Consider the following 14,613-nt stretch of genomic DNA (forward strand, 5'->3'; position numbering starts at 1 on the left):
CGGGCCGGGCCCGGCTCACACCGGCCGGCGGAACACCCAGTAGAGCTGGTCGGTGCCGTCCGTGGGCTCCTGGCCGATGTCCGACAGGCGCCAGTCCCGCTCCGGGACCCGGACGAAACCCTCCGACTCGTACAGCCTGTGGGCCGAGGTCATGGTCTCCATGGTGGTGAGCACCACCGCCTCGATGCCCTCCAGCTGCTGCGCGCGGTCGATCGCGGCACGGACCAGGGCCCGGGCCACGCCGCGGCGCTGGACGGCGGGGTCCACGGCCAGCATCCGGAACTCGAGCTCCCCGTCCTTGGCGGTCTCGGACATCGGCATGCCCGGCAGCGTCAGCACCACCGAACCGGCCACGCCGCTCCGCGCGTCCCGGCCCTCACCGACCACGACCTCACCCACGAGCACGCGCGCCTGGCCGGCACGGCCGGCGACGTCCTGCAGGTGCTCGATGTAGTCGTCCTCGGGGTGGACGTGCCCGCCGTCCACGTAGGACGCCACCGTCAGGTGGGCGATCGCGGCGTGGTCCTCCTCGCGCGCGTCGCGGACGGTCACCCCGTCCACGCGGGACGTCAGCGGAGGCCGGTCGTCCTCGTGGAGTCCGGGATGCGTGTGGTCAACGATCGGTCCGTGGTCGTCATGGGGCACGCCGAAATCCTACTCGCGGGCGGTGTGCGGGGCGAGCACGTCGACGCTCGCCCCCCGGCGCACGACGGTGGACCCGCAAGTCCGCCCGCCGGCACCACCCGTCCGCCGCCGTGGGCGAGTGCGGCTAGGCGTTCAGCGCGCGCTGCTTGATCAGCTCGTACTCCTCCGGCGTGAGGCTGCCGGCGTCGAGCAGCGTCCTGGCCTTGGCGATCTCGTCGCTGGCACTCGTCACCCCGGCCGCGGACCGGATGTACGCGGCCTCGGCCTCCTGCCGGACGGCGGCACGCTTCTGGTTCCGCGTCGCCATGCCGCTACCCCGCACGATCAGGTACACGAGGAGCGAGATGACCGGGAAGAACACCAGCACGATCACCCACACGGCCTTGAGCCAGCCGTTGAGCTCCTTGTCCCTGAACAGGTCGGAGAAGACGGAGAACAGGGCGAACAGGAACGCGATGAATACGTAGCACCAGAACATGAACCAGAAGAAATCCCAGAAACTCTCCCAGAAGTCCATTGTCACTCCTTCGTGTCTAAACCATCGATGGATGGTGTGTGCCGCCGGCCGAGCGCCTCAGCAGTTGAGTTCGCTCCGGAGGTTGTCCATGGCGGTCTCGACGTCGTTCGCCTCGTTGCGGAGGGAGTCGACGGCGTCCGGGACCTTGGTGTCATCGTCGATCTCGTCGACCGCGTCACGGAACCCGTCGACGTTGGTGTCCAGTTCCTCGAGGCGGTCCTCGGCCACGTCACCGGACTCCTTCAACAGGTCCTCGTAGGAGTCGGCGAGCTGGTTCCGTGCGGTCCGGAGCTCGTCCACGGTGGCCTCGGGCGTGAGGCTGGATCTCACCTCCTGGAGTGCCGTGCCGAACGCGTCCGCGGCCTCGCAGGCCTGCGAGACGTTCTCCTGCGGGGTGGGGCTGGAACAACCGGCCAGGCCGATCATCATCATGGAGGTTCCCAGGGCCATGGCTGCGGCGGTGGAACCGGGACGTCTGCTGTTCACGGTGGTCTCCTCTCCAGGAGTCGATCATGGCCGGGGGCCGACCGTGGGCCGGGATTCACCGCGGCTCCGCGAACGGGCCACCGACCTCCTATGGCCTGAAGTATCCGCCGGTGGCCGCCGCGCTGCCTCACCCGCAGGTGATGAACCTGGTCCCGGCCCGGCCCGTCAATCACCCCCGGCGGGTGGTCCGTGGAGCGCGGCGCCGTGGTTCGATGTCCTTTCGGAGAGTGATGATCATGTGCCGTTGGCTCGCGTACTCCGGTTCACCGGTGAACCTCGAGGACCTGCTGTTCAGGCCCGTGCGCTCCCTGGTCATGCAGAGCAAGCACTCGAGGCTGGGTGCCGAGGAGATGAACGGCGACGGCTTCGGGGTCGGCTGGTACTCCAGGGGTCCCCGCCCGGGGCTCTTCCACAGCACGCACCCCGCCTGGAACGACAGGAACCTGCGCGAGCTCTCGGCGCTGGCCTGGTCGGAACGCGTCTTCGCGCACATCCGGGCGTCGACGGGCAGCGCGGTCCAGGAGACGAACTGCCACCCCTTCCGTCACGAGCGCTGGCTGTGGATGCACAACGGGATGATCAGCGACTTCCCCCGGGTGAAGCGTGACCTCGCCGTGGCCGTGGCGCCGGAGTTCTTCCCGCTCATCGAGGGGTCCACCGACTCGGAGCTGTTCTTCTACCTCGCGCTCACGTTCGGCCTCGAGGACGATCCCGCACCGGCGGTCGCCACCGCCGTGGGATTCATCGAGGAGACCGGTCGACGGCACGGCATCGAGCACCCGGTGCAGATGACCGTGGCGACCACGGACGGCGACACGACCTGGGCCTTCCGCTACTCCACCGAGGGCCGGTCGAGGTCCCTGTTCTACAGCAGGGACGTCTCGGCGCTCCGCGCCCTGCATCCGGAGAACCCTCAACTGCAGCGGCTCTCCCCGGACGCACGCCTGGTGGTGTCCGAACCCCTGGGTGATCTCGAGGGGGCCTGGCAGGAGGTTCCGGAATCGACGTTCCTGGCCGTGCGCGGCGGCGGGATCGAGCTCGCACCCTTCACACCCGTCGCGGCGTAGCGGGCGGGACAGGACGGCGGCCGTCCTAGACGAGTCCGCGTGCCATGGCGATCCGGATGGCGGACCGGCGGTTCGTCGCACCGAGCTTGCGGTAGATGGACTGCTGGTGCGTCTTGAGGGTGTTCACCGAGATGAAGAGTGAGTCGGCGATCTCCGCGGCCGTGAGCATCGTCCGCAAGTAGGAGAGGACCTCCCGTTCCCTCTCGGAGAGCGTCCAGGAGTCGCGCTGTCGGCGCCGCACGGGATCGGGCGGTTGGTGGGCGAGCGCCGAGGCGATGAAGGCATCGTGGGCGGTGCCCCACGCCGCGTGCTGGACCAGCAGCCGGAGCAGGTCCGCGCGATGCTCGACGAAGGGCCGCAGGACCGACTGGGGTTCCGCGCAGGCGACGGCGTACTCCAGCCGGTCATGGGCGACCGTGGCCTCTCCCGCGGCGTCCGCGATCAGGACCTCGGTCACGGCGGCGCTGGCCCGGACATAGGGTGGGTTCTCCTCCTCCCCCAGGGCCTCCACGCAGTCGAGGGCGGCCTCGGGTTCCCCCGCCCTGCGCAGGACCTCGGCCATCAGGGCGCCGGCCAGGGGCGAGACACCGCCCCTGGCCAGGGGGCGGGCGATGGCCCCGGCGCCCCTCAGGTCGCCCGCCGCCTCACGCAGCTTCGCGGCGGCGACCCGGGCCAGCGTGGACCAGGCGGAGTCGTGGCGCTCCTGCGCGTCGAAGGCCCGCAGCGCCAGGTCCGCTGCCGTGATCCGGGCAGGGTCCCCCGTGGCGCAGGCGACGAGGACCCGGTACACCATGCCCAGCGAGTCGGCCGGGAAGGGACCGCTGCCCGCCGCGTCCGCCTGCGCGAGGTCGCGGTCGGCGCGCGCCAGGTCGTCCTGCCAGTAGGCCCTGAGTCCGCTGGCCAGCCACACCGGGGCGAGGCATCGACCGCGGGCCGGGGAGGACGCGCCGGGGCGGCCGACCACCGCCGTGCCCTGCTCCTCGGCCGCCGTGAAGTCACCCCGGACGGACAGGGCCAGGGCGAGTTCTGCCCCGGCGCACTGTTCGATCGTGGTGAATCCGTTGGCGCGGCCGGCCGCGGCCGCCGCCCGCAGCAGGTCGGTCGCCGCCCTCCCGGGGCGGAACGAGCGGGTCTCGGCCCGGCCCACGAGGAAGAGGGCGTCGGTCAGCGTGGCTGCCGGATGTCGCGTGGCCAGGTCGACGAGCCGGTACCCCTCGCGGGCCGCCGCCTCACGATCGCCACTGCCCAGGACGAAGAGCTCGAACAGCTCACGGTTGACGGTGAAGCGGCGCCGGCGCGCCGTGCCCAGGCCCGTCAGGCCCGAGGACGCCCGGCGTGCCAGCTCGGCGGCGTAGGGCTGGTCACCCTCGGTCGCGCGGCAGGCGGACCGGACCAGGAGCACCTCGGGGTCCTCGCTCCAGGGGAACGGCAACCGGAGGCACAGGTCCTCCAGGGATGCCGCTCCCTCGGTCATCAGCACCTCGAGCCAGTGCTCGCCGATGGACCTCATCGCCGTCCTGGGATCGTCGCCGAGCAGGGCCTCCGAGACGCAGGTGCGCACGTCCACGTCCTGGTAGTGCCGCGCCGCGATGCCGTGGAGTGTGCGGGCGAGCCGGGGGTCGCGATGGGACAGGATGGTGCGGCAGGCCGCGGCGAACAGCGGCTGCCAGCGGTACCTGGACCCGGGGAGGCCGCAGGGGTCCTCCTCCAGGAAGAACCCCTGCCCCAGGCACTCCTCCAGCAGCCGCGCCCCCTCGGTGTCTCCACCCAGCTCGATGGCCAGCGGACGGTCGATCGTGTCCCGTGCCGTGGCCCGCAGGACGAAGTCCGCCAGGGGCGCGGGACAACCGGCCAGGACCTCCTCGGCGACATAGTCCAGGAAGGCCCGGCGTGGTTCCGGCGAGAAGGCATCGGCCGGGGACGCCCCCGCCGGGTCGAGCGCCAGGCCCTGGGACAGGGCCACCGGCCAGCCGCCCGTCGCCCTCCACAGCGCCGGGGCCTCCACCGGGCCGTCGAAGCCGAGCATCGACAGCAGCTCACCGGTCTCTGCCAGCGTGAAGGCGAGGTCACCCGGCCCGATGTCGGCGACCTCGCCGCGGAGCCTCGCGGCCGCGAGCGGCAGGGCCGGAGCGCCGCGTGCGGACAGGACCAGGTGCAGCCCGGCCGGCCTGGACTCGAGCAGGCTCCCCACCAGGCCGCCGTCGAGGCCCGGACCGGCCAGGTGCAGGTCGTCGATGACGAGGGCCAGGGGTTCGGTGAGCGCCTCCAGGGCCCGGATGACGCTCTCGTGGTCCTCGCGGGGACTGCGTCCTGGTCGCGGGTCCAGGCCCAGTACCGCACCTCGGGCCGGGCCGCCCAGTCCTGCCGCCACGTCCTGCAGCGCCACGACGATCCCGCGGTAGAGGTCCGCGGGACCCGCATGGGCCCGGCCGACGCTCAGCCAGGCACAGGCCTCATCGCCATTGCGCGACCAGTCGGCCAGCAGGGTCGTCTTCCCGTATCCGGCGGGGGCGGAGACCACCGTGGTCCGGCCGGACCGGACCCCGCCCGAGACGGCCTCCTCCAGGCGGCGCCGCCGCAGGGTGCCGAGACGGGCCTCCGGCGCCCCGGTCCTGGTGCGTCCCTCGGAGCCGGTGGCGGCCGGCGCGGGCCGCGACGGCGCCGGGTCCGGTACGCCCTGTCGTGACGGCACCGTCGTCGCGGAGGTGGGCGGGCCAGCCCTCATCATGCAGTCCTTCCCGGAATCACCCGGTGGCCACCTGTGTTGTCCCGCTCGGTGTCCGAGGGCGCCGGTCTGCCGGCGAGGTCCCGGCACGCGGGTCCCCCGCTCCACCGCATGACCGGGCGATTCCCTGTCGTCCAGTGACCGCCTCCGGGCACACTGTACGACCGGCCCGCCCCGGGGCGGATCACCCGGACCGGATGAATTCCCGGCCGTGCTGCTAGCCGCTCACGGCCTTCTGTTTGATCAGTGTGTACTCCTCCTCGGTGATGGTGCCGTCGTCGAGCAGGGCGCGCGCCTTGGTGATCTCATCCGTGAGGCTGACTCCGGCCACCGACCGGATGTAGGACGCCTGCGCGTCCTGACGGGCGGCGGCCTCCCGCTGGTTCCGGGCCGCCATGCCGTCACCGCGGGCGATCAGGTAGACCAGGATCGAGATGAAGGGAATGAACACCAGCACGATCAGCCACACCGCCTTGAGCCAGCCGTTCAGCGCCCGGTCCTTGAAGATGTCGGAGATGATCGCGAAGAGCACGTAGAAGAACGCCACGAAGGCGTAGAGCCAGAACAGGAACCAGAAGAACTCCCAGAAACTCTCCCAGAAATCCATGATCACTCCTTAGTGAGGCAACGGCCGATCCCCTCCCCGGTGCCTCGAAGTATCCACCCGGGTGCACCCCGGAGCGTCACCCGGGCGGGGTGAAAGACCGGCCGGTCCCCCCGTGGCGCGGGGAGACTGGTCACGGGGCGGGCGGTGTCCGTCCCGGCAGGCTCAGGCGCGAGTGGAGGTTTCGCGGTCATGGGAAAGAAGAAGTCCACCGCCGGACACGGCGGGTCCACGGGTGATCCGGGCGGGGCACCGGTCATGAAACGGAAGGAATTCGCCGAGCTGGTCAAGCCGTTGCACGCCGAGCTGGTGGCCGTCCAGGAGTGGACCAAGTCCACCGGCGCCAAGATCGTCATCGTCTTCGAGGGCCGGGACACGGCCGGCAAGGGCGGAGTGATCAAGACGATCACCGAACGGGTCAGTCCCCGCGTGTTCCGGGTGGTGGCGCTGCCGACGCCCACGCCGCGCGAACGGTCGCAGATGTACATCCAGCGGTACGTACCGCACCTGCCCGCCGGCGGGGAGATCGTCATCTTCGACCGGAGCTGGTACAACCGGGCCGGGGTGGAACGGGTGATGGGGTTCTGCACCGAGGAGGAGGCCAAGAACTTCCTCCGGGTCGTCCCGGACGTCGAACGGGCCATGGTGGAATCCGGGATCCTGCTGCTGAAGTACTGGCTGGAGGTCACGGACGAGCAGCAGACCCTGCGGTTGCAGAGCCGGATCGACGACCCGCGCAAGTACTGGAAGCTCTCGGACATGGACCTGGAGTCCTACAGCCGCTGGTTCGACTACTCGCGGGCCCGGGACGACATGTTCCGCAGCACCGACACCGCCTGGGCGCCCTGGTACATCGCCGACACCAACGACAAGAAGCGGGGGCGGCTCAACATCATCACGCACATCCTGGACCAGATCCCCTACGAACCGCTCGAGAAGCCGGACGTCACGCTGCCCAGGCGTCAGGACCGGGGGGACTACACGGAACCGCAGCGGCTCCCCCGCGAGGTGCCCGCAGCCTACTGACCGCCGCGTCCGTGGACGTCACGGATCCGGCACACCCGTTCAATCGGCGCGGTCGCGGGCCGCGCCGGACGCCGCGCAAGACCAGGGGACCATGCCATGGCAATCCACGAGACCACGTCCGGGCCGGCCGCCACCGCGTCCTGGCACGCGCAGGAGCCCGCTGCCGTGGTCGCCCTGCTCGACTCGGACGAGCAGTCCGGGCTCACCACGTCGGAGGCCGGAGAGCGGTTGGCGCGGTACGGGCCCAACGCGATCGCCTCCGAACGGCCCCCCTCGCGCTGGGCGGTGGCACTGCGGCTGCTGCGCGACCCCATGAACCTGATGCTCGTCGGCGTCATCGTGGTCAGCCTGGTCATCGACCAGGTGCCGGTCGGGATCGTCGTGGCCGTGCTGGTGGTCCTCAACCTCGTCCTGGGCACCCAGCAGGAGCTCAAGGCCCGGGCCAGCGTCGACGCCCTGGCCAAGATGCAGATCCCGCAGGCGCGCGTCGTCCGGGACGGTTCGCTGAGCCAGCTCGACGCCACGCAGCTGGTGCCGGGGGACGTCGTGAACCTCGAGGCCGGGGACCTGGTGCCCGCCGACGGACGGCTGCTGCGGTCGGCCACGCTGGAGACCCAGGAGGCCGCACTGACCGGTGAGAGCGCCCCGATCGCCAAGGACGCCCAGGCCCTCACGGACGCCGACGTGCCCCTGGGTGACCGGACCAGCATGGTCTTCCAGAACACGGCCGTCACGCGCGGGACGGCCGTGATGGTGGTGACCGAGACCGGCATGCAGACCGAGATGGGCAAGATCGCCTCGATGCTCTCGTCCGTGGACCCGGGCAAGTCACCCCTCCAGCGCGAGCTGGACGGACTCACCAAGGTCATCGGCATCGTCGCCTGGTCCGCGGTGGCCGTGATCGTCATCATCGGAGTGCTCCGCGGCCAGCCCCTCGCGGCTGTCCTGCTGGTCGGCATGTCCATGGCCATCGCCGCGATCCCGACGGGCATGCCGACCTTCGTGCAGGCCATGCTGGCCTACGGAGCCAACCAGCTGGCCGAGCACAAGGCCGTGGTCAAGAACCTCAGCGACGTCGAGACGCTGGGGGCCACCAGCGCGATCAATTCGGACAAGACCGGCACCCTGACCATGAACCAGATGATGGTGCGGCAACTGTACCTGCGCGGCAGGTGGTACAGCGTGCAGGGCGACGGTTACGCCAAGACCGGCGCCATCCGCCAGGTCGCCGGCGAGCCTGCGCCCGACTTCACCCGGCTCTCCTACGGCCTGTGCCTGAACAGCGACGCGACCGTCTCCGACGCCGGCGAGGTCATCGGCGACCCGACGGAGGCCGCGCTGGTGGTCCTGGCGGCGAAGATGGGCGTCGACGCCGAGACGACACGCCGCGCCTACCCGCGGCTCGCCGAGGTCCCCTTCGACTCCGCGTACAAGTTCATGGCGACCTTCCACACCCTGCCGTTCGAGGACGGCCCGCACTTCGTCGAGTTCGTCAAGGGCGGCCCCGACGTGGTCCTGGCCCGGTGCGCAAAGGCGATGCTGCCGGACGGGGAGGTGGACATCGGCAGCGTGCGCGAGGAGATCCTGGAGGCCAACGAGTCCCTCTCCCAGCAGGGACTGCGGGTCCTGGCCTTCGCCGGCCGGATCCTGGACGGCCGGGAGGCGGAGGTGGGTGCGGATCCGATGCGGTTCGTCGAGGAGCTGACCTTCGTCGGCATGGTCGGCATCATCGACCCCCTGCGTGCGGAGGCGGCCGAGGCCGTGCGCCTGGCACACCGGGCGGGGATCGACGTCCGCATGATCACCGGTGACCACGCCATCACCGCCGCCGCCATCGGGGCCGAGCTCGAGCTGGGCCCTGGGGCGGTCAGTGGCGCCGAGATCCAGGCCATGACCGACGAGGACCTCGCCCGCGCGCTGCCCCGGCTCCACGTCTTCGGACGGGTGACCCCGCAGGACAAGCTGCGGCTCGCCCGGCTCATGCAGCAGGGCGGGGACGTCGTGGCCATGACCGGGGACGCCGTGAACGATGCCGCCGCGCTCAAGCAGGCCGACGTCGGCGTGGCCATGGGATCCGGCAGCGAGGTGACCAAGCAGGCCGGCAACATGATCCTCACGGACGACAACTTCGGCACGCTGGTGTCCGCCATCCGGCTGGGCCGCAGCATCTACGACAAGATCGTGTCCTTCGTCCGCTACCAGATGTCGGCGCTGTTCGCCCTGGTGCTGCTGTTCCTGACCGCCAGCGTCTTCGACATCAACCACGGCGTCGCGCTGATGCCGACGATGATCCTGTTCATCAACTTCTTCGTGACCATCTTCCCGGTGATCGTCATCATGACCGACCCGCCGGCCCCCGACCTGATGGACAGGCCACCCCGGGACACCACCCAGCCGATCACCAACCGCGGGGCCGTCACGCAGTGGCTGGTCTACGGGGTCCTGGGATTCGCGGTGACGCTGGCGGCCCTGCTGCTGGCTCCCGGGCCCATGAGCCCCACCGCACCGAGCGTGCCGCTGACGATGGCCTTCGTGGTGCTCTCGTTCAGTTCGATCTTCGGCAGCCTGGCCAAGCGACGCGATCCCGAGTCGGGTCTCAGGGCCCCGATCCTCGGTGCCCTGAAGATCCTCTCCATCCCCGTGCTCACCACGGTGGCCGCCGTCGAACTGGGATTCCTGCAGAACCTGCTGCTGACGACGTCGCTGACTGGCGGCCAGTGGCTCGCCTGCCTCGGCCTGGGGCTGGTCGTCCCCCTCGTCGTCGAGCTGGACAAGGCCATCCGTCGCCACCGGGCCGCCGGGAGCGAGCCCGCGCGTCCGGTCACCGAGGTGGTCGGCGGCCGGGCCGCCGAACGCCCCGCCCCCCGGCCCGTCTAGCTTCCGGGCAGCAGGGCCTCGACGGCGTCGGCCCAGGCCCGCCGGTCGGCGGCGTCCCCGGTCCCGCCTCCCGCGTCCGGGTCCAGCACGCCGGCCACCGTCCAGTCCGGGTGGTCGGTGCCGTCGGCGTGCGCGGGCCGGCGCACCGGGACCCCGGCCTCCTCGGCGATCAGGGCACCGGCGGACCAGTCATGCTCCTGGATGCCGAACTCGGCGTAGGCGTCCAGGGTGCCGTCTGCCACCATGCACAGGTCCAGGGCGGCCGAGCCGATCCGCCGCACGTCCCCGAAGTGCGCCAGGATGGCCGCGAGCGCGCGCAGCTGGAAGTCGCGGCGCGCCCCGGCGTAGCCGAAGCCGCTGGCCAGCAGCCGGCCGGACCGGCCCAGCACCGGGCCGTGGAGGCGGACCGGCTCGCCCGAGGTCCCGGTGACGGCGTCGTCCACGGTGGAGAACGCGCCCTGGCCCGCGGCCGCGTACCAGCTGCGGCCCAGGGCGGGGGCGACGACGGCACCGGCCAGCCAGCGCACCCCCTCGTCCCCGTCCTCACCCGGGCCCTCGACGGCCACCGAGGTGCAGAACTGCGGGATCGCGCGGATGAAGTTCGTGGTCCCGTCCAGCGGGTCGATGGACCACCGGTATCCCGAGGGGGTGGCCGGTTCGGTGTGCCCGTACTCCTCCCCCGAGATCGCGTCGTTCGGGCGGTAGGCGGTGATGACCTCGCGGACGGCCTGTTCGGCCCGGCGGTCGTAGTCGGTGACCCAGTCCGAACCGGAGCTCTTGGTGTCCGCGCCCAGGTCCTGGCGCGTGGCCGGCGTCGGGCTCAGGGGACGCTCGGCCAGTACGGCCGCTCCCGCCCGGGCCGCGGCCCGGGCCACGGCCAGCAGTCCGCGGCTCATCGCTGCTCCTCGTTGTCGGTCATGGTGTCCTCTCCATCGGTGTCGGGGTCCTCGTGGGCGCCGGGGTCCCGCACGGCCGCCGGTCCCTCGGCCAGCAGCCGGACGAAGCCGGCCTCGTCCAGGACCGGCACCTTCAGGGACTCGGCCTTGTCCAGCTTGGAGCCGGCGTTCTCACCGGCCACGAGGAAGTCGGTCTTCTTGGACACCGAACCGGAGGCCTTGCCACCGCGGACGATGATGGCCTCCTTGGCGGAGTCACGGCTGAATTCCTCCAGCGACCCGGTGACCACCACGGTCAGGCCCTCCAGCGTGCGCGGGGTGTCCTCGTCCTGTTCGTCCTCCATCACGACGCCGGCATCGTGCCAGCGCTCGACGATTCCCGCATGCCAGTCCTCGCCGAACCACTCGATGACGGCCTCGGCGATGATGGGGCCGACCCCGTCGACGTCGGCCAGGCGCTGCTGGGCGGCGGCACGGGCCTCCTCGGCACTCAGTCCCTCGGGAACCGTGGTGGCCAGGTCTGCCAGCGCCCGCATGGAGCCGAAGGCGGTGGCCAGGGACCGGGCCGCCGTGGGGCCGACGTGCCGGATGGACAGGGCCACCAGGACGCGCCAGAGCGGCTGGGTCTTGGCCTTCTCGAGCTCGTCGAAGAGCTTGAGGGTGTTCGCGGTGGGTTCCGAGGGTTTCCTGGCGGTGCCCTGGGTCCAGAAGTAGGGTTTCAGCTCCCACTGGCCGGAGGGGACCATCCTGCCGTCCACGCGCTGGCGCTTCTCCCGCCAGACCCGCACCTCGCCCAGCCGGCGGCGCAGTTCGTCCCGGAGGTCGTCGTCGTGGGGGTGGACCAGGTCGAAGAGCTGGGCGTCGGAGGTGAGGACGCCGGGTCCCTCGGGACGGACACGGCCCCCGTTCTCGGCGGGGTCCGGGCCGGGACCGTTGGTCAGCCAGAGCGCGGCCTCCTCGCCCAGGGCCTCGATGTCGAAGGCACCGCGGGAGGCGGCGTGCTCGATGCGTCCGGTGAGCTGGGCGGGGCAGGTGCGCGCGTTGGGGCAGCGCAGGTCCACGTCGCCCTCCTTGGCCGGGGCCAGGGTGGTGCCGCACGACGGGCACTCGGTGGGCATCACGAACTCGCGCAGTCCGGCCTCCGGGCCGGTGCCGAGCTCCTTGCCCTCGCGCAGGGGCAGGACGGGCCCGACGATCTCCGGGATGACGTCCCCGGCCTTGCGCAGCACCACCGTGTCCCCGATGAGCACGTTCTTGGCCCTCACCACGTCCTGGTTGTGCAGGGTGGCCATGGACACGGTGGATCCGGCGACCACCACCGGCTCCATCAGCGCGTAGGGGGTGACACGGCCGGTGCGGCCCACGTTGACCCGGATGTCCAGCAACCGGGTGTGGACCTCCTCCGGGGGGTACTTGTAGGCGGCGGCCCACCGCGGCACGCGTGAGGTGTGGCCCAGGGCCCGCTGCAGGGCGAAGGAGTCCACCTTGATGACGATCCCGTCGATCTCGTGGACCAGGTCGTGGCGCTTCTGGCCGTGTTCCTCGATGAAGGCCAGGATCCCGCCGTCGGGACTTTCGTCCTCACCGTCCAGTCCCTCCACGATCCGCGTGTAGGGACTGGTGGGCAGGCCCCAGCCGGCGAGCAGCTCGTAGGTGGCGTGCTGGGAGCCGGCCTCCAGGCCGGAGTGGGCGCCGATGCCGTGGACGAACATGCTCAGCGGACGCTTGGCGGTCTCCGCGGGGTCCTTCTGGCGCAGGGACCCGGCCGCGGAGTTGCGCGGGTTGGCGAACGGGGCCAGGCCTGCCTCGGCACGCTGCTGGTTGAAGGCCCGGAAGGCGGAGGTGGGCATGAAGATCTCCCCGCGCACCTCCATCTCGGCCGGCCAGCCAGACCCGGACAGCTGCTGCGGGATGTCCTTGATGGTCATCACGTTGTGGGTGACGTCCTCACCCGTGGTGCCGTCACCCCGGGTGGCGGCACGGACCAGCCGGCCGTCCCGGTAGAGCAGGTTCACGGCCAGGCCGTCGATCTTGACCTCGACGAGCCAGCGCGCAGTGGTGCCCGGGGCGATGGCCTCGATCGAGGCCGAGGTCTTCGCGTACCAGGACCGCAGCTCCTCGATGGAGAACAGGTCGTCGAGGGAGTACATCCGGGCCAGGTGGGTGACCGGGGCGAAGGCGGTGGACACCTCGCCGCCGACCTCCTGGGTCGGCGAGTCGTTGGAGACGATCTCGGGGTGCAGGGCCTCGAGGTCCTCGAGGCTGCGGTAGAGCGCGTCGTACTCGGCGTCCGAGACCAGTGGGGCGTCGTTCTGGTAGTACGCCACGCGGTGCCGGCGGACCTCGTCCACGAGGTGCTCGTACTTCTCCCGCAGGGCCTCCGTGGGGATGTCCCCGGCCTCGGGCTGGACGGAGGCGTCGACCTCGGGATCTCGGTCCATCTGCTGCGTGCTCACCGCTCCAGCCTAGGACGCCTCCCCGTCATCCGGGCACCGACGCGACGCGCGCCCCGTCCGAGACCAGCGAGGACCGAGAGCTGACGCAGTCGATGACGTCCTCCACGGTCCACGCGGACGCGCTCCCGGACTCCCTGCCGGGCCGGTGGGCCGGGCGGTTCAACCGCCCGGCCCAGGGGCCGCGGTGGCGGTCCCGAGCACCTGGCCGTCCGCGTCCAGGGCCTCCACCATCAGGTACGGCTCCCCACCGGTGACCGGGATCGCGGTCTCGAAGCCGTCCCTGCCGACCGTGGCCCGTTCGATGGCACCTGCCCGGTCCTCACCGGCCAGCAGCCTCCACCGGGCCACCTCGGTGGCCCCGTTCCAGGAGGCATAGGCCACGCGACCGCCGTCGTCCCGGCGGACGACCACGTCCGGACCGGACGCCGGCCGGCCCTCCCAGGCGAACGCGTAGGCACGGTAGCTGCCACCACCGCCCTCGTACCCCTCGCCGTAGCACTCGTCCCCGTGGCAGACGTCGTAGATGAGCTCACCGTCCGGGGTGTACTCGGAATACGACGGCCGGGCTCCCCAGCCGATGTGCATGTTGCCGTTGGGCAGCTGCTGGGCGTTGGCCATGCTGCTGGCCTTCCGTTCGGCGGGCGGCAGGTACTCGGTGACCACCTCGGCCGTCATCGCCTCCTCGTCCAGGGCCAGGCGCAGCCCGCGGGAGGAGGCGTCGCCCTCGTGACCACCCGCGTGGTTGTCCAGCAGTGTCAGGGTGCCGTCCGGAGCGCGCCGGGCGTCGTGCTGCCAGGCGAAGGAGGCGCCCTCGCCCATCCGGAAGTCGCTCGCGGAGCCGCCCAGGGTCCAGTCCACCGCCCCGGTGCCGCGCTCGATCCGGTAGACGGCGCTGGTATGCCGGGCGGAGACCAGCAGCGCACCGTCCCGGTCCTCGGCGATCGAGTTGATGTGGAAGTAGTCGAAGGGCTCGTCCCGGGTGCCGAGCCGCGAGGCCTGGGTCCCCTCCTCCGCGGCCTCCTCGGCGACCTCCGCCTGCTCCCGCCCGAAGTCCAGCACGGTCTCGGCCAGGGACACGTGGTCCAGTGCGCTCCACTCGAACCGGACCTCGCCGGTGGCGATGTCGACCTCCTGGATCACGGCGTCCTCGACGTACCCGTGACGAGGTCCGCCCACCTCGCCCAGGTCCGCCGGGGTGACCACGTAGGCGCCGATGAGCATGGTGCCCTCGGACGTGATGGTCGAGTCGTGGAAGTCGGCCTGACCGGGTCCCAGCGAACCGCCCGTCGTCACCCGGGCGATCTCCTCGTAGGA

The 14,613-nt window shown here is 71.4% G+C and carries 11 protein-coding genes; 3 read left to right on the forward strand and 8 right to left on the reverse strand.

What is annotated here, in order from left to right; genetic code table 11:
• Positions 1 to 15: 15 nt before the first annotated feature.
• The 3 genes from Q0283_RS17200 to Q0283_RS17210 form a co-directional block, all read right to left on the reverse strand.
• On the reverse strand, positions 16 to 645 hold the full coding sequence (locus Q0283_RS17200) for an N-acetyltransferase (protein WP_298045882.1): 630 nt from the start codon (positions 643 to 645) through the stop codon (positions 16 to 18).
• Positions 646 to 769: 124 nt separating this feature from the next.
• Positions 770 to 1,162, reverse strand: a complete 393-nt coding sequence (locus Q0283_RS17205; protein ID WP_183524063.1) for an SHOCT domain-containing protein — start codon at positions 1,160 to 1,162, stop codon at positions 770 to 772.
• A 57-nt stretch (positions 1,163 to 1,219) separates the two neighbouring features.
• Positions 1,220 to 1,648, reverse strand: coding sequence for a hypothetical protein (locus Q0283_RS17210; protein WP_183524060.1), 429 nt, complete (start codon positions 1,646 to 1,648; stop codon positions 1,220 to 1,222).
• Between the two features lie 236 nt (positions 1,649 to 1,884).
• Between Q0283_RS17210 and Q0283_RS17215 the strand changes: the two genes are divergently transcribed.
• On the forward strand, positions 1,885 to 2,715 hold the full coding sequence (locus Q0283_RS17215; RefSeq protein WP_183528196.1) for a class II glutamine amidotransferase: 831 nt from the start codon (positions 1,885 to 1,887) through the stop codon (positions 2,713 to 2,715).
• A 25-nt stretch (positions 2,716 to 2,740) separates the two neighbouring features.
• Here the strand turns inward: Q0283_RS17215 and Q0283_RS17220 are convergent, their stop codons facing one another.
• Together Q0283_RS17220 and Q0283_RS17225 are read right to left on the reverse strand one after the other, a co-directional pair.
• A complete protein-coding gene (locus Q0283_RS17220) occupies positions 2,741 to 5,443 on the reverse strand; it encodes a LuxR C-terminal-related transcriptional regulator (protein WP_183524057.1) in 2,703 nt (900 codons plus the stop codon).
• Positions 5,444 to 5,657: 214 nt separating this feature from the next.
• The gene (locus Q0283_RS17225) at positions 5,658 to 6,047 is read right to left on the reverse strand and encodes an SHOCT domain-containing protein (RefSeq protein ID WP_183524054.1); all 390 of its coding nucleotides are present in this window, start codon (positions 6,045 to 6,047) and stop codon (positions 5,658 to 5,660) included.
• 189 nt (positions 6,048 to 6,236) lie between these two features.
• Here Q0283_RS17225 and ppk2 point away from each other — a divergent pair, with 189 nt between their 5' ends.
• Positions 6,237 to 7,070 carry a polyphosphate kinase 2 gene (ppk2, locus tag Q0283_RS17230; RefSeq protein WP_183524051.1) on the forward strand — a complete coding sequence of 278 codons (834 nt, stop codon included), beginning with the start codon at positions 6,237 to 6,239 and terminating at the stop codon, positions 7,068 to 7,070.
• Positions 7,071 to 7,166: 96 nt separating this feature from the next.
• Positions 7,167 to 9,947, forward strand: a complete 2,781-nt coding sequence (locus tag Q0283_RS17235; RefSeq protein ID WP_298045886.1) for a cation-translocating P-type ATPase — start codon at positions 7,167 to 7,169, stop codon at positions 9,945 to 9,947.
• On the opposite strand, the gene Q0283_RS17240 is transcribed toward Q0283_RS17235, so the two are convergent.
• From Q0283_RS17240 to Q0283_RS17250, 3 genes are all read right to left on the reverse strand, one after another.
• The gene (locus Q0283_RS17240; RefSeq protein WP_183524045.1) at positions 9,944 to 10,843 is read right to left on the reverse strand and encodes an inositol monophosphatase family protein; all 900 of its coding nucleotides are present in this window, start codon (positions 10,841 to 10,843) and stop codon (positions 9,944 to 9,946) included. The genes Q0283_RS17235 and Q0283_RS17240 overlap by 4 nt on opposite strands.
• A complete protein-coding gene (gene ligA / locus Q0283_RS17245) occupies positions 10,840 to 13,284 on the reverse strand; it encodes an NAD-dependent DNA ligase LigA (RefSeq protein WP_298045889.1) in 2,445 nt (814 codons plus the stop codon). The genes Q0283_RS17240 and ligA overlap by 4 nt, the downstream gene beginning before the upstream one ends.
• Positions 13,285 to 13,458: 174 nt before the next feature.
• The coding region (locus Q0283_RS17250; RefSeq protein WP_298045887.1) for an arylsulfotransferase family protein at positions 13,459 to 14,613 on the reverse strand (1,155 nt) is incomplete at its 5' end.

Origin of the sequence: uncultured Citricoccus sp. (genome assembly GCF_937871995.1) — a bacterium.
Classification (GTDB): Bacteria; Actinomycetota; Actinomycetes; order Actinomycetales; family Micrococcaceae; genus Citricoccus.

Bases quoted from the DNA above. Each gene is read 5' to 3' on its own strand.
- Q0283_RS17205 (WP_183524063.1), bottom strand. From the start codon at position 1,162: ATGGACTTCTGGGAGAGTTTCTGGGATTTCTTCTGGTTCATGTTCTGG.
- Q0283_RS17215 (WP_183528196.1), top strand. From the start codon at position 1,885: ATGTGCCGTTGGCTCGCGTACTCCGGTTCACCGGTGAACCTCGAGGAC.
- Q0283_RS17220 (WP_183524057.1), bottom strand. From the start codon at position 5,443: ATGATGAGGGCTGGCCCGCCCACCTCCGCGACGACGGTGCCGTCACGA.
- Q0283_RS17225 (WP_183524054.1), bottom strand. From the start codon at position 6,047: ATGGATTTCTGGGAGAGTTTCTGGGAGTTCTTCTGGTTCCTGTTCTGG.
- ppk2 (WP_183524051.1), top strand. From the start codon at position 6,237: ATGGGAAAGAAGAAGTCCACCGCCGGACACGGCGGGTCCACGGGTGAT.
- Q0283_RS17235 (WP_298045886.1), top strand. From the start codon at position 7,167: ATGGCAATCCACGAGACCACGTCCGGGCCGGCCGCCACCGCGTCCTGG.
- Q0283_RS17240 (WP_183524045.1), bottom strand. From the start codon at position 10,843: ATGAGCCGCGGACTGCTGGCCGTGGCCCGGGCCGCGGCCCGGGCGGGA.
- ligA (WP_298045889.1), bottom strand. From the start codon at position 13,284: ATGGACCGAGATCCCGAGGTCGACGCCTCCGTCCAGCCCGAGGCCGGG.